This window comes from Pseudonocardia xinjiangensis (assembly GCF_012911925.1).
Lineage (GTDB): Bacteria > Actinomycetota > Actinomycetes > Mycobacteriales > Pseudonocardiaceae > Pseudonocardia > Pseudonocardia xinjiangensis.
The window spans coordinates 39,365-58,110 of the sequence record NZ_JAAXKY010000028.1 but is presented as its reverse complement, the minus strand read 5'-3'; the positions used below and the strand labels follow the sequence as shown (position 1 = coordinate 58,110).

Annotated in this window: 21 protein-coding genes; 9 read left to right on the top strand and 12 right to left on the bottom strand. The window is 72.0% G+C overall.

The features are described from left to right. Positions 1 to 269: 269 nt before the first annotated feature. The gene (locus HF577_RS11535; protein ID WP_169395785.1) at positions 270 to 509 is read right to left on the bottom strand and encodes a hypothetical protein; all 240 of its coding nucleotides are present in this window, start codon (positions 507 to 509) and stop codon (positions 270 to 272) included. Position 510: 1 nt separating this feature from the next. After that, positions 511 to 729 (bottom strand): hypothetical protein, encoded by a 219-nt coding sequence (locus tag HF577_RS11530; protein WP_169395784.1) that lies wholly within the window; start codon positions 727 to 729, stop codon positions 511 to 513. Between HF577_RS11530 and HF577_RS11525 the strand changes: the two genes are divergently transcribed. Both HF577_RS11525 and HF577_RS11520 read left to right on the top strand, forming a co-directional pair. Further along, positions 728 to 868: a hypothetical protein gene (locus HF577_RS11525; RefSeq protein WP_169395783.1), complete on the top strand. Its 141-nt coding sequence runs from the start codon at positions 728 to 730 to the stop codon at positions 866 to 868. The two genes, HF577_RS11530 and HF577_RS11525, sit on opposite strands and share 2 nt — an antisense overlap. A 48-nt stretch (positions 869 to 916) precedes the next feature. After that, entirely contained in the window at positions 917 to 1,435 is a 519-nt protein-coding gene (locus HF577_RS11520; protein ID WP_169395782.1) for a YceI family protein, read from the top strand. Here the strand turns inward: HF577_RS11520 and HF577_RS11515 are convergent. Further along, complete coding sequence (locus HF577_RS11515; protein ID WP_169395781.1) at positions 1,419 to 2,960, bottom strand: FAD-dependent oxidoreductase; 1,542 nt, start codon at positions 2,958 to 2,960, stop codon at positions 1,419 to 1,421. The genes HF577_RS11520 and HF577_RS11515 overlap by 17 nt on opposite strands. Further along, the gene (locus HF577_RS38195; RefSeq protein WP_246266233.1) at positions 2,957 to 3,742 is read right to left on the bottom strand and encodes a hypothetical protein; all 786 of its coding nucleotides are present in this window, start codon (positions 3,740 to 3,742) and stop codon (positions 2,957 to 2,959) included. The genes HF577_RS11515 and HF577_RS38195 overlap by 4 nt, the downstream gene beginning before the upstream one ends. Before the next feature lie 227 nt (positions 3,743 to 3,969). Here HF577_RS38195 and HF577_RS39205 point away from each other — a divergent pair, with 227 nt between their 5' ends. Then, on the top strand, positions 3,970 to 4,101 hold the full coding sequence (locus HF577_RS39205) for a hypothetical protein (RefSeq protein WP_281359733.1): 132 nt from the start codon (positions 3,970 to 3,972) through the stop codon (positions 4,099 to 4,101). A 401-nt stretch (positions 4,102 to 4,502) separates the two neighbouring features. Here HF577_RS39205 and HF577_RS38190 read toward each other — a convergent pair whose 3' ends face one another. From HF577_RS38190 to HF577_RS11485, 5 genes are all read right to left on the bottom strand, one after another. Further along, on the bottom strand, positions 4,503 to 5,201 hold the full coding sequence (locus tag HF577_RS38190; protein WP_246266232.1) for a hypothetical protein: 699 nt from the start codon (positions 5,199 to 5,201) through the stop codon (positions 4,503 to 4,505). Next, entirely contained in the window at positions 5,177 to 5,491 is a 315-nt protein-coding gene (locus tag HF577_RS38185) for a DUF4158 domain-containing protein (protein ID WP_246266231.1), read from the bottom strand. The genes HF577_RS38190 and HF577_RS38185 overlap by 25 nt, the downstream gene beginning before the upstream one ends. Before the next feature lie 455 nt (positions 5,492 to 5,946). After that, positions 5,947 to 6,828: a 3-methyladenine DNA glycosylase gene (locus tag HF577_RS11495; protein WP_312859079.1), complete on the bottom strand. Its 882-nt coding sequence runs from the start codon at positions 6,826 to 6,828 to the stop codon at positions 5,947 to 5,949. A gap of 53 nt (positions 6,829 to 6,881) precedes the next feature. After that, positions 6,882 to 7,934 (bottom strand): hemolysin family protein, encoded by a 1,053-nt coding sequence (locus HF577_RS11490; RefSeq protein WP_169395780.1) that lies wholly within the window; start codon positions 7,932 to 7,934, stop codon positions 6,882 to 6,884. Further along, a complete protein-coding gene (locus tag HF577_RS11485) occupies positions 7,927 to 9,282 on the bottom strand; it encodes a hemolysin family protein (RefSeq protein WP_169395779.1) in 1,356 nt (451 codons plus the stop codon). The genes HF577_RS11490 and HF577_RS11485 overlap by 8 nt, the downstream gene beginning before the upstream one ends. A gap of 408 nt (positions 9,283 to 9,690) precedes the next feature. On the opposite strand from HF577_RS11485, the gene coaA reads away from it, so the two are divergent. Then, on the top strand, positions 9,691 to 10,653 hold the full coding sequence (coaA, locus tag HF577_RS11480) for a type I pantothenate kinase (RefSeq protein WP_169395778.1): 963 nt from the start codon (positions 9,691 to 9,693) through the stop codon (positions 10,651 to 10,653). A 40-nt stretch (positions 10,654 to 10,693) separates the two neighbouring features. After that, positions 10,694 to 11,146 (top strand): MarR family winged helix-turn-helix transcriptional regulator, encoded by a 453-nt coding sequence (locus HF577_RS11475; RefSeq protein ID WP_169395777.1) that lies wholly within the window; start codon positions 10,694 to 10,696, stop codon positions 11,144 to 11,146. A 2-nt stretch (positions 11,147 to 11,148) separates the two neighbouring features. Here HF577_RS11475 and HF577_RS11470 read toward each other — a convergent pair whose 3' ends face one another. Next, the gene (locus HF577_RS11470) at positions 11,149 to 11,943 is read right to left on the bottom strand and encodes a DUF427 domain-containing protein (RefSeq protein ID WP_169395776.1); all 795 of its coding nucleotides are present in this window, start codon (positions 11,941 to 11,943) and stop codon (positions 11,149 to 11,151) included. A gap of 56 nt (positions 11,944 to 11,999) precedes the next feature. Further along, the gene (gene asnB / locus HF577_RS11465) at positions 12,000 to 13,865 is read right to left on the bottom strand and encodes an asparagine synthase (glutamine-hydrolyzing) (protein WP_169395775.1); all 1,866 of its coding nucleotides are present in this window, start codon (positions 13,863 to 13,865) and stop codon (positions 12,000 to 12,002) included. Between the two features lie 115 nt (positions 13,866 to 13,980). Between asnB and HF577_RS11460 the strand changes: the two genes are divergently transcribed. The 3 genes from HF577_RS11460 to HF577_RS11450 all read left to right on the top strand — a co-directional run bounded on the left by HF577_RS11460 (position 13,981) and on the right by HF577_RS11450 (position 17,651). Further along, the gene (locus HF577_RS11460; RefSeq protein ID WP_169395774.1) at positions 13,981 to 14,439 is read left to right on the top strand and encodes a MarR family winged helix-turn-helix transcriptional regulator; all 459 of its coding nucleotides are present in this window, start codon (positions 13,981 to 13,983) and stop codon (positions 14,437 to 14,439) included. A gap of 117 nt (positions 14,440 to 14,556) precedes the next feature. Continuing rightward, the gene (locus HF577_RS11455; RefSeq protein ID WP_312859078.1) at positions 14,557 to 16,476 is read left to right on the top strand and encodes a protein kinase domain-containing protein; all 1,920 of its coding nucleotides are present in this window, start codon (positions 14,557 to 14,559) and stop codon (positions 16,474 to 16,476) included. Beyond that, positions 16,473 to 17,651, top strand: coding sequence for a heparan-alpha-glucosaminide N-acetyltransferase domain-containing protein (locus HF577_RS11450; RefSeq protein WP_169395773.1), 1,179 nt, complete (start codon positions 16,473 to 16,475; stop codon positions 17,649 to 17,651). Before HF577_RS11455 ends, HF577_RS11450 begins: the two co-directional genes overlap by 4 nt. A gap of 18 nt (positions 17,652 to 17,669) precedes the next feature. On the opposite strand, the gene HF577_RS11445 is transcribed toward HF577_RS11450, so the two are convergent. Beyond that, on the bottom strand, positions 17,670 to 18,422 hold the full coding sequence (locus HF577_RS11445) for a sulfite exporter TauE/SafE family protein (protein ID WP_312859077.1): 753 nt from the start codon (positions 18,420 to 18,422) through the stop codon (positions 17,670 to 17,672). Between the two features lie 102 nt (positions 18,423 to 18,524). On the opposite strand from HF577_RS11445, the gene HF577_RS11440 reads away from it, so the two are divergent. Further along, positions 18,525 to 18,734, top strand: a complete 210-nt coding sequence (locus HF577_RS11440) for a hypothetical protein (RefSeq protein WP_169395772.1) — start codon at positions 18,525 to 18,527, stop codon at positions 18,732 to 18,734. The last annotated feature ends 12 nt before the right edge of the window (positions 18,735 to 18,746 follow it).

Sequence of the window (18,746 nt, the reverse complement as noted above, 5' to 3'; positions counted from 1 at the left end):
CGAACACCCACCCCTCCTCTTGTCAACGAATCAATGACGCCGGCATTCGGTGTACGAAAGATTGACCAGTGCGCCGGCCGAGAAGGCGGCGGGCCGGGCTACGGGGGAGTGGGCGCCGGCGGCCGGACCTGGGCCACCGCGCTGCGGTGGTCGCGCCTGCGGGGAGTGGTGGCGTGACGCGGCGCATGAGCGCTACGAGGGGGCCTGCCGGGATATGAGCGAAACGGGCAATGAGCCTGCAAAGCTTCTGGTCAGCGGTTTCCGCGCGGCTATCGCTGTGCGTCGTAGAGCACGTTCTTCGCCTGGTCGATCAGGGCTCTGGCCTGGCCGATCAGCTCGAACGCGCAGGTGCGGGCGTCGGTTTCGTGCTGGGCGAGTTCGGTGCCGACCGGGCGCCAGTCGGAGCTGAGGTGGTCGCGTGCGTCGGCCAGCGACGTCCGGGCGGTGGTCAGGCTGGCGCGGGTGTTGTGCAGGATGTCGTTCCAGGTCGGCAGGTTCTGTTCGTTCATGTCACTGGATTTCCGTCGTGGCGAGGGCTTGTTCCCCGTGGTTCGTGAGGGTGACGACGAAGTGGTCGGCGAACTGCTCGGTCGCCGGCATCGTCTTGCCGTGCTTGATCGCAACGCCGTACGGGTTGATCAGCCCAAGGTCGCGAAGGTCGCGCACCCGCGCGGTCAGCTTCTGGTACCGGCCTCCGTCGGTGCGGCCGTAGTAGGTGTGGCCGCCCATGTTGTTGACCTGGCTCTCGGCGATGGCCCGCAGTAGCGCGGTCTGGGTTCGCGGCAAGGAGGGCATCCTGTTCAGGCTGGCCGAGGCGGCCGTCGAGCACCCGGACGATGTGGTGCGGGATGCCTACTTCCAGCGGTAGGCGAGAAAACGTTGTGGGAACTGGTCCGGGAGGCCAAAGCCAACGAGCGTGCCTTCCAAGCACGGGTACGCACCGTGCTGCGATCCTCGTACTCGAACTACTACCGCCGGATGCTGCCACCGTTGCTGGTTCGAGGGCCACCTGCACGTCGACGGCGAGGACCCGACGCGCTCCAGCGGCACCCTGCGCATCGTGGCCACCAGCATCGACACCGGCGTCAAGGACCGGGACGAGCACCTGCGCAGCAACGACTACTTCTTCGACATGCCGACCTACCCGGAGATCACCTTCACCAGCACCGTCGTCGAGCATGGCGGCGGCGACAGCTACCGGGTGACCGGTGACCTGTCGATCAAGGGCACGACCAAGCCGGTGACCCTGGACGTGGAGTTCACCCGGGCGGCGCACGACCCGATGGGCAACGACCGGATCGGGTTCGAGATCGGCTGCACGGTCAACCGCAAGGACTGGGGTATCACGTGGAACGCGTCACCGGAGGCCGGCGGCGTGCTGGTCGGCGATATCACCCTGGACGTCGACGTCTCGGCGGTCAAGCGCTCCGGCTGACGCCGACCCGGTCCAGGTAGTCCCGCACGGCAGTCCTGCTCGCGCCGGGTGCGCGCAGCGCGAGGTAGCCATCAGGCCGCACCAGGACGAGGGTGTCCCCGGTGACGCCGTACGCGGTCCGCGCGTGCCCCTCGACGTCCACCAGATCGGCACCGCTGCCCGGCGCGCCGACCGCCACCGGCTTGATGAGTCCACGGTGGGCGGTTCCGACGTCCTGCAGTGGACCGGCGCAGGACTCGCCGAAGCCGAGCAGGGTGAAATGCGGGCCGCGGAAGGCGTCGAACAGCCGCCGTGGCGTGCCGGAGCTGTCCACGCAGGGCGCGTCGGGCGCACGATCACCGGCGCGCGGTCCATTCCCGGCGTCGCCGTCGACGGACAGCGAGCTGGCCGGGTAGCCGAGCCCGAGCTGCTGGCCGTCCGGGGGCGCGCCGCCCGCGATGTCCGTGCTGCCACCGTTGACGAACCGCCCCGCGACCCTGCGCAGCCCCTCGGCACTCACGCCGAGCGTCCACGAGGCGACCGGGAGCCGCTCCTCCTGGTAGCTGTCCAGCAGCGACTGCCGCGCGCCGGAACACACCATGGCGAGCTTCCAGCCGAGGTTGTACGCGTCCTGGATGCCGGTGTTCATGCCGAGGCCGCCGGCCGGCGGATGCACGTGCGCTGCGTCGCCGGCCAGCAACACCCGGCCCACCCTGAACCGGTCGGCCATCCGCACGTTCACCCGGTACGTGGACTGCCAGCTTGCCTTCGAGAGCCGGATGCCGTGCCCGTCGGCGAGATCGTCCACGATCCGCCGGAAGTACGGCAGCGAGGGTTCGGGGAGGCTGCCCTCCGCGCCGAAGTCGCTGAACGGTACGGCCTGCAGTTGCCAGGACCGCTCGTGGCGGAACGGGCACAGGGCCAGGAACCCGCGCCGGCGGACGGTCCATTGGTACCAGGCGTCCGGTTCGAGCCCGCCGAGCTCGACGTCCCCGAGCAGCATGGCCTGCTCCCCGTTCTGGCCCTCGAAGCGCACGCCGAGTGCCTTGCGCACCGTGCTGCGTCCGCCGTCGCAGCCGACCAGGTAGCGCGCAGCCACCCGCTCGCCGGTATCCAGCACCGCATGCACACCGTTCGCGGACTGGCTGAACTCGGCGAGGCCTGCGGCCAGTTCCACCCGCACGCCGTGCTCGGCGAGCCGCGCGCGCAGGATCCGCTCGATCCGCCACTGCGGGATCAGCAGCCCGCCGTCGTAGGGCCGATCCGGTGTGGGTGCCCGCTGGGCGTGCGGGTCGGCCTCGGCAACCAGGTCGCCGTCGAGGTACCGCCGGTGTGGCAGGTACCGGAACCCGTAGTGCAGCACCTCGTCGGCGACACCGAGGTCGTCCAGCACCTCCTGGCTGCGTGCGGTGAGCCCCTTGCCGCGCGAACCGGGGAAGTGCTCGGCAGCTCGGTCGACGATGCGCACGTCGACGCCCCGGCGGGCCAGCTCGATGGCCAGCGTGAGCCCGGTGGGTCCGGCGCCCGCGATCAGGACGTCGGTCACCGGTCCCCGTCCTGGCCCATTGCCGGCGCCGTACCAGGCGCGTCGTTGCCGAGGTTCTGCCGCACCGAGTCGAAGATCCGCAGCCCCTGGCTGATCAGGCCGGCGGTGAGATCGCCGAGCCCGTCGGTGCCGTTGAGCACGATGACGTTGTTGCGCTGGGACTCCTGCTGCGCCTCCGCGGCGGCCTGGTTCGCCCGCGCCTGCGCGATCTGCGCCTCGCGCTGGATGGCCGCGTTGTGCGGGGCCGCCATCGCCTGGATGTAGCCGACATCCTGGTCGTCGATGCTCTGGATCTGCAGCGAGTCCACGATCAGGCCGATCTTGGCTCCGACCGTGGTTTCGTGCCCGGCGAACAGCAACCCGGCGGCCAACCGGACGACCACCTTCTGGGGATCGTGGCCCTGCGCGTCGGCGGCCGCGACCAGGTCCGTGTGCACATCCTGGCCGGGGTGGGCACGCTTGTCCTCGATCAGTGCAGCCATGTAGGTGTGCAGCTGGTCCCGGCCGGCCTGCGCCCGGTCCCGGTCGGTCGTGCAGGCTGCCTCGTCCGACCAGATGCGAAACTCGGTCCGGTCCTGCGGTGGCACACCGAGGACCTCGCAGATCACCATCGCCGCCGCCTGCGAGTAGCGAGAGGCACCCGCCGCGCTCGTGGTCCACGACAGACGCGAGTCAGCGATCAGCGCCCGCACCTCGTCGTAGCCGCTGACCAACCAGGCCGGATCCCCCGCCGGGGTCCGCACCGCCCTGACCGGCGCCGATGCGGCATGCATGCTCGCCATCACACCCTCCCTGATCCCGTGCGGTCACTGAGGCGATCGGCGGTGACACTAGAAGGTTTCCGGGCAGGGTGTCCTCGTGCTGGAGGTGGAGATCGGGGTGGATATCTGCCTGGGAAATCTCCACCGCGGTTCCTACCGCGAACCGACGACACATCCGGGGCGGTGTTCGTAGCGTCGTCATCAACGGTTATGCCGTCGCGATAGTGACCATCGAAGGAGCACCACCCATGTTGATCGGATCCCTGCTGACTGCCATTGGCCTGTTGTCCGGTGTGCCAACCGCGGTGTGGCTGACCGTGGTTGTCCTCGCCGTGGTGGGCGTGATGGCCTTCAAGATGCGGGGGCGCCGACGGCGTTAACCACCCCTATCGTTCTCCCACCCTGGTCGCGAGGCTGAGGCCGCGCGACCAGGGTGCTCTGGCTTGCACGAGTGATCGATCGGTGCGCTGTGGCCTGCTCGGGTTGGTCAGTGACATCGTTGCGCTACGGCAGATGCAGATAAGGAGCGACGACGGTGGTAGTGACGGGGCAATGGGTGCCACGGCGATGGTGGCCGGTGCGGCTGGGTGTAAGCCTGGCCGGACTCGGCGGCATCGTCTACGGAATCAACGCCCGCACACCGGGATTGGGTCTTCACGGTCAGGCACTGGCCGTACTGATCTGCGTCGTGGTCGCATGCCTGGGCTGGCTGGTCAGGACCGTCACCGCATATTTCAACAATCAGCACCGCACCCTCACCGCGACCGCCGCCAGCGGGGCGCTAGTCACTGCAGGTGGCCTGCTCATGAGCATCGCCCCCATGCCCTTCGGCGCTGGCCCTGGCCGGTATGGGAGCGTTCACCACAGCCGTAGAGCTAACACCGCACTGGCCACGACCCTGACCGCCGCCGGCGTCCTCGTCGCGGCCGTCGGCACCGCGACGATCGACCACCAATAGGTGGCCTTCGCCGGCTACTCCGGCGGACTCGTGGCGATCACCCTCGCGGGATTCAACTTCCACCAGTACAAACAACGCCTCGTCCAAGCCGAGCAACTGCTCACCCAAACCCGCATCGCCGCCGCCGCCGACACCCGGGCCGTCTTGTGGATCACGGCCATCCGCTTGCAGAACATCGTCGCGACCTCGTCCCGAGCCGTAGTCCGGCACTCGTGAATCAAGGCGGCCAGCAGCGTCCACCGCTTCGCCTCGCCGATGTCCCGCAGGTCGCCGACGTCGGTCACCCGCCTCTCCGGCGAAATGCGCGATCTTCGTCGCCGGGATGCCGTCGAACCACCGCTCGGTCGCGCCGAGCTCGTCGAGCGCTTGCAGGTGGGCCAGGCGCAGCTTGAACTTTCCCAGCGACGCCGCCTTCGCCGGTGTCTCGAGCCGGTCGAACTCGCTGCGGCCCGAGGTCGGGTCCAGCCACAGCAGCCGCGCCAGTCGGGCCTTGCCCGTCAAGTCGATCCGGGCCGCGACCATCGCGTACAGCGCGATGTTCGTCGTTGACCGGATCGCCGCGACCAGCCGGTCAGCGTGGAGAACCCGGGCAGCTCACACCGCGCCCGCACCAGCTCCTCCAACGCGACGTTGATCAAGTCGGCCGGGTTGTCCTTCGTGGTGACCGCCTTGCGGATCGCCTCCTCGGCGACTACGCGGGCCTTGCCTGCGTCGTACTTCACGCCCACCATTGCCCGGACCAGCCCGCGATGCCACTTCGCGGTCCGGTCCGCGTCATACTCGGCCGTCACCTCACTGGACAGCCCCAGCAAGCTATCCCGGCAGGCCCCCAAGAGCCCCCGAGCGGCGACTCACCCACAAAAACCGGGCGACTCGCGCACGCGAAGTGGGCGACTCGCGGGGGTCGGTGCCGCGGGGCGCGGGACGGCGCGCCGGCCCCCATGATCGGTTCGAGATCCGGCTGTTCGCCCTGCGGAGGGCCGAAACGCGGATCTCGCGGTGGTCACGCAGCGCCGGCAGCGGGGGAGGGGCGTCGGCCGTGCCGTGCGGGCGGGTGTACCCCCTCCTGGCCACCCGCCCGCACAAGGAAGAACCGCTGGGTGCGGGCCTGATACACGGACTTGGGATCACTCGGGTTCGACGCCAGGGGTGTTGTCCATGGTCAACCCCTCTGCTTCACGATGTCAATCGATCATTGACGCCAACATGCCGTCGATCAAACATTGACCGACGGACCACGCCACGACAACAGCAGGGCGGGGGAGCGTCAGGAGGGGAGAAGGGCCTCGCACAGCTCGACGAGCCGTCGTCGCAGTGGGGCGGCCCGCCGGGCGAACCCGGCCTGGGCGCGGGCGTACTCGGCGCGGCCGGCCGGGGTCTCGATGCGGACGGGGGAGTAGCCGTACCCCGAGAGGTCGTACGGGCTGGCGCGCATGTCCAGCTCCCGCACCTCGACGGCGAGGGCGAAGCAGTCGGCCACGAGCTCCGCCGGTGTGGCGGGCAGGAGCTTGTAGGCCCACTTGTAGAGGTCCATGGTGGCGTGCAGGCAGCCGGGCTGTTCGTTCGCGATCTGGTCGGCCCGCTCCGGGGTCATCGCGTTGAGCGGGCGCGCCGCGGGGGTGAAGAAGCGGAAGGCGTCGTGGTGTGTGCAGTGCACCGGGAGCGAGTCGACCACCGCGTCGGTGCCGGCCGCTCCGAGCCGCAGCGGCACCTGCTCGTGGCGGGGGGCGTCGCTGCGGTACACCATCGCCCACTCGTGGAGCCCGAAGCAGCCCAACCGGGCGGGCCGGGACGCGGTGGCGAGGAGCAGGTCGCGCACGAAGGCCGCGGTGGTGGTGACCCGGGGCGCCAGGGCGTCGACGGCGAGACGCACGCTGTCGCCGTCACGGACGTGGCCAGGGACCGCCAGCAGCTCGTCGCCGCCCAGCAGCAGCGCGCCCGGTCCGGGTTGCCACTGCTCCAGCCGGACCGGCCGCAGGGAGTAGTAGGTGAACAGGAAGTCCATGACGGGGTGCGGCTCGCCGCGACGGCGGCGTTCCCGGTGGGGCAGGGTCCACCGTTCGACCCGGGCCCGGTGCGCGGCGGCGCGCTCCCGCCACACCGCCTCGTCGAGCACGAGGGGTGCGGCGCAGGAGAGCTTGCTCGTCACGACGGTCCACGCTACCGCCCGGCCGCTCCCCGGCCGGGCGTCGCGTGGCGCTCTCAGGCCTGGGCGCGCGGGGCGTGCGTGGCGTCGCGGACCTCGCCGACGTAGTGCTCCACGAGGTCCTCCATCGCCACCACACCGACGGTCTCGCCGCGCCCGCCCACCGCACGGCCCAGGTGGGCGCGGGAACGGCGCAGCACGGCGAGCGCCTCGTCGAGCCGGAAGGACACCGGCACCTCCGGCAGGCCGCGGATCCGCTCGACCGGCACCGCGGCCGCCGGGTCGTCCACCAGGTCGAGGATGTCCTTGATGTGGAGGTAGCCGGCGAGCGTGCCGTCCACGGCCCGCACCGGGAACCGGGAGAAGCCGGTGTCGGCGACGGCGCGGGCCACGTCCTCGACCCTCGGGTCGGCCGGCAGGGACACCAGCTCCTCGGTGGGTACGAGGACGTCGGCGACGGTCGCCTCGGCGGAGCTGAGGGTGCGGCTGAGCCGGCTGGACTCGTGGTCGTCGAGCAGGCCTTCCCGCCCCGACTCGGCGATGAGGTCGGCCAGCTCACCTGAGGTGAAGGAGGACTCGAGCTCGTCGCGGGGCTCCACGTGGATGAGCCGCAGGACGCCGTTGGCCATTACATTGAACAGCTCGATCAGCGGGCGCATCAGCTTGGTGAAGACGAGGAACGGCGGCACCAGCCAGATCGCCGTGCGCTCGGGCCCCGCGATGGCGATGTTCTTCGGCACCATCTCGCCGAGCAGGATGTGCGCGACGACCACGATGGCCAGCGACACCGCGAACGCGATCGGGTGCAGCACGGCGTCCGGCAGGCCTATCCACTCCAGGGGCCGCTCGATGAGGTGCGCGACCGCGGGCTCGCCGAGGCGGCCGAGCAGCAGCGAGCAGATCGTGATGCCGAGCTGGGACGCCGCCAGCATGCGGGACAGGTCCGCGCCGGCCCGGAGCACGGTGCGCGCGGCCGGCGTGCCGGAGGCGGCCATCGCCTCGAGCCGGTCGCGGCGGGCGGAGATGAGCGAGAACTCGGCGCCGACGAAGAACGCGTTGGCGGCCAGCAGGGCGATGGCCGCGAGCAGGGCGAGCAGGTCGTTAGCCACGTGCGGCCTCCTCTCGCTTGGCGCTCGGAGCCGGGTCGGTGCTGCCGGCGCGGGCCAGGCGCAGCTCGGCGATCCGGTTGCGGTCGCGGCGCATCACCGTGAGCCGCCACCCGTCGACGACGACGTCCTCACCGACGTCGGGGATGTGGCCCAGCCGGGACAGCACCAGTCCGGCGAGCGTCTCGTAGTCGCCATCGGGCATCTCGAACCCGGTGGCCTCGGCCACCTCGTCGCCGCGCAGCAGGCCGGACACGAGCCAGCTGCCGCGCCCGAGCGGGCGCACCCTCGCCTGCTCGGCGCGGTCGTGCTCATCGCGGACATCGCCGACGATCTCCTCGATGAGGTCCTCGAGGGTGACGATGCCCGCCGTGCCTCCGTACTCGTCGACGACCACGGCGAGCTGGAGGCCGGAGTCGCGCAGCCGCGTGAGCAGCTCGTCGCCGTCGAGCGACTCCGGGACGGTCGGGACCGTCTGCACGATGCCGCGCAGCGCGACGCGCCTGCGTTCCTCCGCAGTCACCCCGAACGCCTGCTTGACGTGCACCACGCCGAGCACGGCGTCGGGGTCGCGGTCGTGCACGATGAACCGGGAGAACCCGCTGCGCCGGGACAGGGAGACCAGGTCGGCGACGGTGTCGTCGGCGTCGAGGGACTCGACCCGCACGCGCGGGGTCATCAGGTCCTCGGCGACGCGGTCGGTGAACCGCAGCGAGCGGTCGAGCAGGGTGGCGGTCCCGGCGTCGAGGGTGCCGTGCTGCGCGCTGGTGCGCACGAGCGAGCTCAGCTCCCGCGGCGACCGGGCCGAGCGCAGCTCCTCCGCCGGCTCGATGCCCAGCCGGCGCACCACGGTGTTGGCCGCGGAGTTCAGCCCGGTGATCAGCCAGCTGAACGCGTGGGCGAACCCGCTCTGCAGCCAGACCACGGCCCGTGCGGTGCGCAGTGGGTCGGCGATGGCGAGGTTCTTCGGTACGAGCTCGCCGAACACCATCGACAGTGCCGTGGCGAGCAGCAGCGACAGCACGGTGGCGATGCCGGCGGACAGCCCGTCGGAGATGCCGAGCGCGGTGAGCCCCGGCCGGAACAACGACGCGATCGCGGGTTCGGCGATGTAGCCGGTGACGAGCGTGGTGACGGTGATGCCGAGCTGGCTCCCGGACAGCTGGAAGGACAGGTTGCGGTGGGCGTTCTGCACGGTGCGCGCGCGCCGGTCACCGGCCTCGGCGACGTAGGCGTCGACCTGGCTGCGTTCGAGGGCGGTGAGGGCGAACTCCGAGGCGACCGAGATCGCCGTGCCCAGCGTGAGCGCGGCGACGGCGATCAGCCCCAGTACGGACAGCAGAACGCTCATCGCTCAACCTCGCTGCGCCCGGCCGGCCCACAGTGAGACATCGCAGTGCGAAGGCGCTGTAACACTGATTCGCTCGCAAGCTCGCTCATCGCTCAACCTCGCTGCGCTCGGCCGGCGCTTCGCGAAGGCGCTGTAACACTGATTCGCTCGCAAGCTCGCTCATCGCTTGTACTCGCCACGGGCGCTGCGGCTGGGCGGAAGGGAATGCCGGGTGGGACCCGGCCTACTACTGCAACCCGGCTCAGCGGGGTGTGCAGGGGGCACAGGCGTGCTCCTCGTCAGGCGGAGCCTCCAGTCTAGGGTGCGTCGCGCCGGTCGGCTGACCGCGGGCCGAGCGCCGGATTTCCGACGTCATGCCGGTCACGTCTCGAAGCGGTGGCCGACCACGGGGATCTAAGTTGCACGGTCATGGACGTCAGTCGCAACGGTGCGCGCGAGGCGTCCTCGCCGTTCGTGGACTTCGACCGGGAGGCGTGGGCGAAGCTCGGCGAGAACACGCCGCTGCCGCTCACGGCCGAGGAGCTCGACCAGGTGCGCAGCCTCGGTGACGAGGTGGACCTCGACGAGGTGCGCGAGGTGTACCTGCCGCTGTCGCGGCTGCTCACGATGCACGTGCAGGAGGGCGGCCGGCTCTACCGCGCCTACCGGACGTTCCTCGGCGCCAACACCGCCCGCACCCCGTTCGTGATCGGGATCGCGGGCTCGGTGTCGGTGGGGAAGTCCACCACCGCGCGGCTGATGCGGCTGCTGCTCGCCCGCTGGCCCCAGCACCCGCGCGTCGAGCTGGTGACGACCGACGGGTTCCTGCACCCCAACGCGGAGCTGGAGCGGCGCGGGCTGATGACGCGCAAGGGCTTCCCGGAGTCCTACGACCGGCGCGGGCTGCTGCGGTTCGTCACCGAGGTGAAGGCCGGGCGCTCCGAGGTGACGGCCCCGGTCTACTCGCACCTGGTGTACGACATCGTCCCGGACGAGCGGCTCACCGTGCACCGCCCGGACATCCTGCTGCTCGAGGGTCTCAACGTCCTGCAGCCCGCCCAGCCCGCTCGGGAGGGCGGCGCGGCGCTGGCGGTCAGTGACTTCATCGACTTCTCCGTCTACGTCGACGCCGCCACCGACGACATCCGGCGGTGGTACGTCGAACGTTTCCTGCGGCTGCGGGAGACGGCGTTCCGGGACCCGGAGTCGTACTTCCGGCGCTACGCCGCACTGGATGAGGCGGGGGCGGTCGCCCGGGCCGAGAGCATCTGGGCGGAGATCAACGGGCCGAACCTGGAACGCAACATCAAGCCGACCCGGGGACGGGCGAGCCTCGTGCTGCGCAAGGGTCCCAAACACAACATCACCGGCATCCGTCTCCGCAAGGTATGACCCCGGCGACGCCCGCCACCGGACCTGGCACGATGGGCCGATGACCAGCGCTGAGCGCGTGGACACCGACGAGCAGACCGACCTTGCAGCGAGGCTGCGGCTGGTCGTCGGCAGGTTGCACCGCCGTATCCGTATCGACGGCCGGGAGTCGATCCCGCCGCTACAGCTGTCCGCATTGGTCACTGTGGAGCAGCACGGGCCGCTTCGGCTCTCGGAGCTCGCCCGCCGGGAGGCGGTGACGGCGCCCACGATGAGCCGGGTGCTCGCCTCCCTGGACGACCAGGGGCTCGTCATCCGCACGCCGGATCCCAACGACGCCCGTGGGGTGCGGATCGTGCTGTCCGACAAGGGTGCCGCACGGCTGGCCGAGGTGCGCTCGCACCGCACGGCGTTGGTGGCCCGGCGGCTGGCCCGGCTCGACGTGGAGCAGCGCCACATCCTCGACGCGGCGATGCCGGCCCTCGAGGCGCTGCTCGTGGACGACGACGACTGAGATCAGGCCGGTTCGCCGTCCACCAGCACCCGCAGGTCGTCGTGCAGGAAGCTCACGCGGCCGCCGATGCCGGTCGACTCCGGGAAGGGCTCCGGGTAGGCCCAGCCGGCGTCGGTGAGCTCGCGGCCGTCGGGCAGCCGGACGGTCCAGTAGCTCGCGTCGCCCTTGTAGGGGCAGTACGTGCTGGTGGTGGTGGGCTCCAGCGGCACGAGCACGTCGTCGGGGGAGAGGTACCAGCGCAGGGGCAGCCCCGTCTCGGCGAGCGCCACGGGCGCGTGCGACTCGGCCACGACCGTGTCGCCCGCGAGCACCTGCACGTGCCGGCTGGACCGGCGGACGTCCACGCGGTGGTACGGGTCGGTCAGGCCTCGCACCTGCTCGTCCTCGTCGAACCAGGCGTCAGCGGCCTCCCAGTACAACGAGGCGTAGCCGGCCAGCCACGAGGCCTCGGGCGTGGGGTCGGGGTAGGACCAGAGTGCGTCCTTCACGAAGCGGTCCCCGACCTGCAGCGACCGGTAGGTGGCGTCGCCCTTGAACGGGCAGTGGGTGGTGAGGTCGCTGGGGACGAACGCCGAGGCGTCGAGATCGGTCTCCGGGACGTAGAGCCGGGCCGGGAGCGCGGTCTCGTGCAGCAGGACGCCACGGGTGGTGTCGAGCACCGTGCGGCCGGCGACCTCGGCCCGGACACGCCGCGGGAACGGGTGCATGAGCAGCTTGTGGGCAGGTCCGTCGATGCGGTAGTTGACGGTCTTCGGTGCGTGCGCCGACAGGGGCGCGTCACTGCGAGTCAGACCCATGAACCGGCAAACGCCGCCCGCGCCCGCGAACTTCCCGAGGGCGCGAGCGAAGCGCGTCAGAGGTCGACGGTGACCTGGTAGTCGGTGAGCCAGGCGTCCAGCGAGAGGACCTGCTCCTGCTGGAACCGTGCGCCCACCCCGGAGCGGCGGGTTATGGGCTCGGCCAGCTGTTGCCGCAGGGCGTCGCGGTCGAGCAGCGGGGCGACGGGCGAGTCGGGTCGGTCGAGCAGGGCCGAGAGCTGGGCGCGCAGTCCTCGCTCGTAGCCGTCGTCCTGGGTGGACGGGTACGGGCTCTTCACTCGCTGCACCACCGACTCGGGCAGCAGGTCCGCGGTTGCTGCGCGCAGCAGGCTCTTCTCCCGGCCGTCGAAGGTCTTGTGCGACCACGGCGTGCCGAAGACGTACTGGACGAGGCGGTGGTCGCAGAACGGCACCCGCACCTCGAGCCCCACGGCCATGCTCATCCGGTCCTTGCGGTCGAGCAGGACGGGCAGGAAGCGCGTGAGGTAGAGGTGGCAGATCTCGCGCATCCGGCGTTCGTGCGGGTCGGCCGCGGCCGGCCCGGTCAGCGCGGGCACGGCCGCGAGTGCCGTCCGGTACTGGTCGGCGACGTAGGACGGCAGGTCGAGCTGCTTGGTCAGGGACTGGTCGAACACGCCCGGTCTGGTCGTGTCGCGGTTCAGCATCCGCCCCGCGAGCCAGGGGAAGGTGTCCGCGGCGATGGTGTCGGCGTCGAAGAAGTCGCGGTAGCCGCCGAACACCTCGTCGGCCGACTCCCCGGACAGCGCCACGGTGGACTCCCGCCGGACCGCCTGGAACATCAGGTAGAGCGACGTGTCGAGGTCGCCCGTGGTGACCGGCAGGTCACGTGCGTGCAGCGTGGCGGCGCGCGCAGCGGGGTCCATCAGCTCCGCGGTCGAGAGGGTGATGTCGGTGTGGTTGGTGTGGACGAACTCGGCCACCGCGTGGGCGTACGGGGAGTCCGGGGTGGACCGCACCTCGTCGGCGACGAAGTTCTCGGTGTAGCCGGTGAAGTCGACGGAGAACGACCGCACGCGCCCGCTGCTGTGCCGGGCGGCCAGCGCGGTCAGCGCGGAGGAGTCGAGCCCGCCGGACAGCAGCGTGCACAACGGCACGTCGGAGACCAGCTGGCGCTGGGCGGTGTCCTCCAGCAGCTCCCGCACGTGCCGGACCGTCGTGGGTACGTCGTCGGTGTGGCCGGTGTCCTCCAGCTGCCAGTACCGCAGCTCGCGGATGCCCTCGCGGTTCACCCGCACCACGTGGCCGGGCGGCACCTCCCGGAGCCCGCGGAACACCGCGTTCCTCGTGTTGCCGGTGAAGGTGAGCGCCCGGCGCAGCCCGTCGGCGTCCAGCACCCGCTCGGCCAGCGCGTTGGCCAGGATCGCCTTCGGCTCCGACCCGAACAGCACGCCGTGCGGAGTCGGGTAGTAGTACAGCGGCTTGACGCCCAGCCGGTCGCGCACGAGCACCAGCTCGCGGGCGGCGGAGTCCCAGATCGCGTAGGCGAACATCCCGTTCAGCTCGCGTACGGCGTCCCGCGGATCCTTGCGGCCCCACTCCTGGTGGGCGTGCAGCACCACCTCGGTGTCACTGCTGGTCTCGAACCGGTGCCCCCCGGCGGCCAGGCGCTCGCGCAGCTCCCGGAAGTTGTAGGTCTCCCCGCTGTAGACCAGCGCCAGCGCGGTGCGCCCTTCGTCCTGCAGGGTCATCGGCTGCCTCCCGCCGGGGAGGTCGATGATCGCCAGTCTCCGGTGGCCCAGCGCGGCCGGCCCGTCGACCCACGTGCCCTCGTCGTCGGGACCGCGGCACGCCATCGTTGCGGTCATGTCGGCGAGCTCCCGGCGGGCTGCCGGGGCCTCCAGGTCACGCTCGTAGTCCACCCATCCGCAGATGCCGCACATGTATGCCACCCTCAAGCTGATCGTTACGTTTGTATAACCTCCATTGCACGCCGCAACGTTGCATCGCGCAACGACGTACGCTCGGTTCGTGCCCGAACATCCCGATCGGCCTCTGGTGACTCTGCTCACGTCCGACCCTGTCGGCGAGGTCGAGCGCGAGCTCACGGTGTTCCTACGCCGGACCCTGGAGTCGGTGTGGTCGCGCGGCTACGGGGCCGGACCGGTGGACCGCTACACCTATCCGGTGCTGGTGCTGCTCGCCGAGCGCGGTCCGCTGGGGCTCGGCGAGCTCGCGGCGCGGCTCGGACTCACCAAGCCCACGATGAGCCGGCACGTCGCCCGGCTCGCCGGCGCAACTCTGGTGACGACCCGGCCCGACCGCCGCGACACGCGCGCGGTGACCGTCGTACTGACGCCGGAGGGGGCCGACCGGGTCGAGCGCGTCCGGGAGGTACGCCGGAGAACGCTGGCGACGGTGCTCGCGAACTGGTCGGAGGCCGACAGCGAGGCGCTCGCCCACCTGCTGGGCCGCCTCAACGCCGACCTCGATCGCCACCGCGACGACAGCGCCTGACACGAGGTTGCGTCGTATCCGGCAGGTGTTCGTCCGGATGCGGCCGGGAAGTGCCCTGCGCCACCCTGACCTGACCCGGTGATGCCATAGTTGGGATGGACGGGGATCCATGGGCTGGTGGAGGGGGAACATCTCGTGGACGGCCTGACCGGCCTGGTGGCCCAGTTGATAGCGGGCCTGCGTGGGTTGGTGCCGCCCGATGTGTGCCCCGGGGGCTGGCCGTGGGCGGTGTCCGCGCTGGGTGTCGCGGTCGGGTTGCTGCCCACTGCGGGTCTCGTGGTCGTGGCCGGGTTGCGCAGGCGGATCGGGTCGCGTTACGGGTTCGGTGAGTCCACCCTGCTGGTGGGCACCGGGCTGCTCGCCGCGGGGCTGCTGCCCCTGCTGGCCTTCGCCGCCACCGGTGAGGTGTTCCGGCTCGCCGCGGCAGGATCCGACGTTCCCGGCCTGAGCGGTGCCGATCTCGACGATCTGGGTGGTGCGGTGTGCGTGGCCGGGCCGCAGTCGTCCTACCTCGGCGGCTACAGCGTCGCCAGCGCGTTCGACGTGTCACGGCCGGTCGAGTTCGGGCTCGCGGTGGTGCTGCTGGCCGGGTTCCCCGTCGTCGCCGCCATGTTCGTGGCCGTGCAGGCGCGGCTCGCGCTGCGCCGTGGCCCGACGTGGCCCTCCAAGTTCTTCTGGCTGCCGGTACTCGCGCTGGTCTTCCTCACCGCCGACACCCCGGCGGGAGCCTCGGGCCACCTGTGGCTCGGCTTCACCGCCGGGTCCTTCCTCGGGATCTTCGTGGTGCTGATCGCGGGCGTGCCGTCCCGGGAGACGGTGCGCCGCTCCCTCGCGCCACCCGTGCCGCGGCCCGCTCCCGATGCGCGCCCCGCCGTCGCCGGCCGGGCGCCGTCGATGCAGTCCGTATCGTCCGCGCGGTCCGCGCCGTCCGCCGTCGCGGACGCGCCGGCACGACCCAAGCTCTCCGACCGGCTCGCCGAACGATTCGCCGCCCGTGAAGCGGCCCCGCCCGTCGTGCCCGTGCCGCGGTCGGCGCCGCTGGACCGGGGCCCCCAGGCGCCGCTGGATCGCGGTCCGCAGGCGCCGGTGGGGCCGCCGGCCCGGGTGGGTGCCCCGCCGCCCACGCTCGTCGGCGCCCCGCTGCCCGTCGCACCGCCGCTCGCCGGTGCCGGCGGTTCGGCCGCCGCACCCCGGTTCCGGCTCGTCCGCAGGCTCGGCTCGGGTGGGTTCGGCCGGGTGTGGCTCGCCGAGGACGCCCGGCTCGGCCATCCCGTGGCGCTGAAGGCCGCACACGCCCCGGACGCCGAGACCGAGCAGCGGATCCAGCGGGAGGCGAGGGCGCTCGCGGCCGTGCGTCACCCCCACTGCGTGCGCATCCACGACCTCGTGCCCGCCGCGAGCGACCCGGGGCTGGCCGAACTCGACGGCATGGTCATCGTCATGGAGTACGTCGACGGCGCCTCTCTCGGTGAGCTGGTGCGCACCCGGGGCACCCTCGACGACGTGGCCGCCGCCCGGATCTGGGCGGGGGTCGCGGGGGCGCTCGACGCGGCGCACGCCCGCGGGGTGATGCACCGCGACGTGAAGCCGGGCAACGTGGTCGTCGACGCGGGCGGGCTGGCGCATCTGATCGACTTCGGCATCGCCCGCAAGACCGGCGACGCCACGATGACGCTGGCCGGTTTCGTGCTCGGCACGCCCGACTTCCTCGCGCCCGAGGTGGCCTGCGGTGAGCGGGCCACCCCCGCGTCCGACTCGTGGCAGCTGGCGGCCACCATCTCCTACGCGCTCACCGGGCACCCCCCTCGCGGCGGGCACCCCGACGCCGTGTCCGGGCTGCGAGCGGCCGCGTCGGGTGCGCCGCTGTCCCATCTGCCGAGGCGGTCGGCCCATCTCGCCCTCCTGCACGCGGGGATGGACAACGACCCCACGCGCCGGCCCCCGCTGCGGGCCGTGCAACGGGCGCTGGAGGACTGGATGCGCCGCAGCGGCGTCCTTCCCAGCGGGCAGATGACGGCCGGTACGCGAGGCCGGTGACGGGCGCCGGGCCGGTCGGCCCTCCCGCGTCCCGCACGGGGCGGATCCTCGGTGTCGACGCAGCTCGCGCCGTGGCGCTGGTGGGCATGTTCGCCACGCACATCCTGCCGTTGCGCGCAGGCGGAGCCGAGACGCCGGCCGGGCTCGTCGCCGACGGCAGGGCCTCGGCGCTGTTCGCGGTGCTGGCCGGGGTGGGGGTCGCGCTGTCCACCGGCGGCCCGGTACCTCCGGCCAGGGGCCGGGCGCACCTCGCGGCCGCCGCCGGGCTGATCGTGCGTGGGGTGCTGGTGGGGCTGCTCGGCCTGGTGCTGGCCGGTCTCGACCCGCCGGTCGCGGTGATCCTGGCCTATTACGGGGTGCTGTTCGTGGTGGCAACTCCGCTGCTGCGGCTACCGGTGCCCGCGCTCGCGGCGGGTGCCGTGCTGGCCTGCGTCCTGACCCCGGCGGTCAGCCTGCTGCTCCGGCGCGGGCTTCCCGCCGGGCCGGGGAACCAGCCCGGTCTCGCGACGCTCGCCGAACCCGGTGCGCTGCTGGAGACGCTCACGCTCACCGGTTACTACCCGGCGCTGACGTGGACCACCTACCTGCTCGCCGGGATGGCGGTGGGCCGCCTGGATCTGCGCAGCGTCCACGTCGGGTGGGGCCTGCTGGCCGGCGGGGCCGCGCTCGCCCTGCTGACCGCGGGCACGTCGGCCCTGCTGCTCGGCCCGGGTGGTGGAGCAGCAGCGCTCCGCCCGGCGGCGCTGCAGCAGCAGCGCTACGGCACCACCCCCACCGACACGTGGTGGTGGCTCGCGGTCGACATCCCGCATTCCGGCGCGTCCCTCGACCTCGCCCACACCACGGGCACCGCGCTGGCCGTGCTGGGGGCGATGCTGCTGCTCGCGCGCTGGGCCCGGCCGCTGGTCCTGGTGCCCGCGGCGGTGGGTGCGGTGCCCCTCACGCTCTACACGCTGCACGTCGTCGCGTTGACCGTCTACCCGGGCACCACGCCGGACGGGGGAGCGGGGGAGGGTGCACTCTGGCTCGGGCACGTCCTGGCCGCCGCGGCGATCGGGGGCGCCCTGTGGCTGTGTGGGCGGCGCGGCCCGCTGGAGTCCGTGGTCTCCGGCACCACGCGCCGGGTGCGGCGGCTGCTGGACCCCGCGCCGCCGGCCTCGGCACCGGCCCGCTGAGCTGACCCGCGTGGGCGGTCAGAACGCCTGCACGCCCAGAACGGCGGCCAGCACCAGTCCGGCGAGCGCGATCCCGACGCGCAGCACCGAGGTGGGCAGCCTGCGGGCGAGGGCGGGGCCGGTGACGCCGCCGACGAGCAGACCGATGGCCAGGGGGAGCACCGCCCACCACTGCACCGGCCCGAACACTGCGAAGCCGATGGCGGCGATGCCGTTGGCCAGCCCGAGCAGGACGTTCTTGAGTGCGTTTCCCTGCAGGAGCGAGACCGGGAGTCCCACCAGCAGCAGGGCCAGCATCAGCACGCCCGCTGCGGCACCGAAGTAGCCGCCGTAGACCGAGACGGCGACGATCCCGGCGATGACGGCCGGGCTCGTCCGCTGCGACGAGGCGGTGACGGCCGCCGACTTGATCAGAGGCTGCAGGAGCAGCGCGAGCGACGCCCCGCCGACGAGGAAGGGCACGACCCGCTGGAACAGCCCGTCGGGAGTCACCAGCAGCAGTCCTGCACCGGCGGCGCCCCCGCCCACCGCGAGCAGCGCGAAGCGGCGGACGGCCGGCCCCTGGCCGGTGAGCTCCGGCCGGGACCCGGCGGTGGAGCCGAGGGAGCTGAACGCCAGCGCGACCGTGTTGGTGACGTTGGCGGCCGTGGCGGGAATGCCCGCGGCGAGCAGGGCGGGATAGGAGAACAGCGACGCCAGCCCGGCCATCGACCCGGAGAGCCCTGCCGCTACACCGGCGCCGACCAGCAGAAGGAAGGTGCCGATGACCACGTGGAGCAAGCCTAATCGTGCGTCCTTGCCGAACCGCCCAGGACGACTGCGACCTCTCCCACACCCGCCGGGCGAGCACCGCCCACGCTCGACCCGCTGGACATGGTGCTGCGCAGCTACGCGGCGGTCGGTGTGTTCGCCGGTGGTACGGACGAGGAGGACCGCACGGCCTACGGCCGGCTGGCCGAGCTGGCCGGGCGCGGCCTCATCCGGACCCCCGTCACCACCGTGGTCTCCTTCGACGACGTCCCGGACATCATCGGCGCCGTTCCCACCGCGAGCCCCGGCAAGGCGGTCGTCCGCATCTCCTGACACACCACCGCT

Excerpts from the sequence above, each read along its gene's own strand:
- HF577_RS11535 (WP_169395785.1), bottom strand. The coding sequence starts at position 509 with ATGAACGAACAGAACCTGCCGACCTGGAACGACATCCTGCACAACACC.
- HF577_RS11525 (WP_169395783.1), top strand. The coding sequence starts at position 728 with ATGTTGTTGACCTGGCTCTCGGCGATGGCCCGCAGTAGCGCGGTCTGG.
- HF577_RS11530 (WP_169395784.1), bottom strand. The coding sequence starts at position 729 with ATGGGCGGCCACACCTACTACGGCCGCACCGACGGAGGCCGGTACCAG.
- HF577_RS38195 (WP_246266233.1), bottom strand. The coding sequence starts at position 3,742 with ATGGCGAGCATGCATGCCGCATCGGCGCCGGTCAGGGCGGTGCGGACC.
- HF577_RS39205 (WP_281359733.1), top strand. The coding sequence starts at position 3,970 with ATGTTGATCGGATCCCTGCTGACTGCCATTGGCCTGTTGTCCGGTGTG.
- HF577_RS38190 (WP_246266232.1), bottom strand. The coding sequence starts at position 5,201 with ATGGTCGCGGCCCGGATCGACTTGACGGGCAAGGCCCGACTGGCGCGG.
- HF577_RS11485 (WP_169395779.1), bottom strand. The coding sequence starts at position 9,282 with ATGAGCGTTCTGCTGTCCGTACTGGGGCTGATCGCCGTCGCCGCGCTC.
- coaA (WP_169395778.1), top strand. The coding sequence starts at position 9,691 with ATGGACGTCAGTCGCAACGGTGCGCGCGAGGCGTCCTCGCCGTTCGTG.
- HF577_RS11475 (WP_169395777.1), top strand. The coding sequence starts at position 10,694 with ATGACCAGCGCTGAGCGCGTGGACACCGACGAGCAGACCGACCTTGCA.
- HF577_RS11470 (WP_169395776.1), bottom strand. The coding sequence starts at position 11,943 with ATGGGTCTGACTCGCAGTGACGCGCCCCTGTCGGCGCACGCACCGAAG.
- asnB (WP_169395775.1), bottom strand. The coding sequence starts at position 13,865 with ATGTGCGGCATCTGCGGATGGGTGGACTACGAGCGTGACCTGGAGGCC.
- HF577_RS11440 (WP_169395772.1), top strand. The coding sequence starts at position 18,525 with ATGGTGCTGCGCAGCTACGCGGCGGTCGGTGTGTTCGCCGGTGGTACG.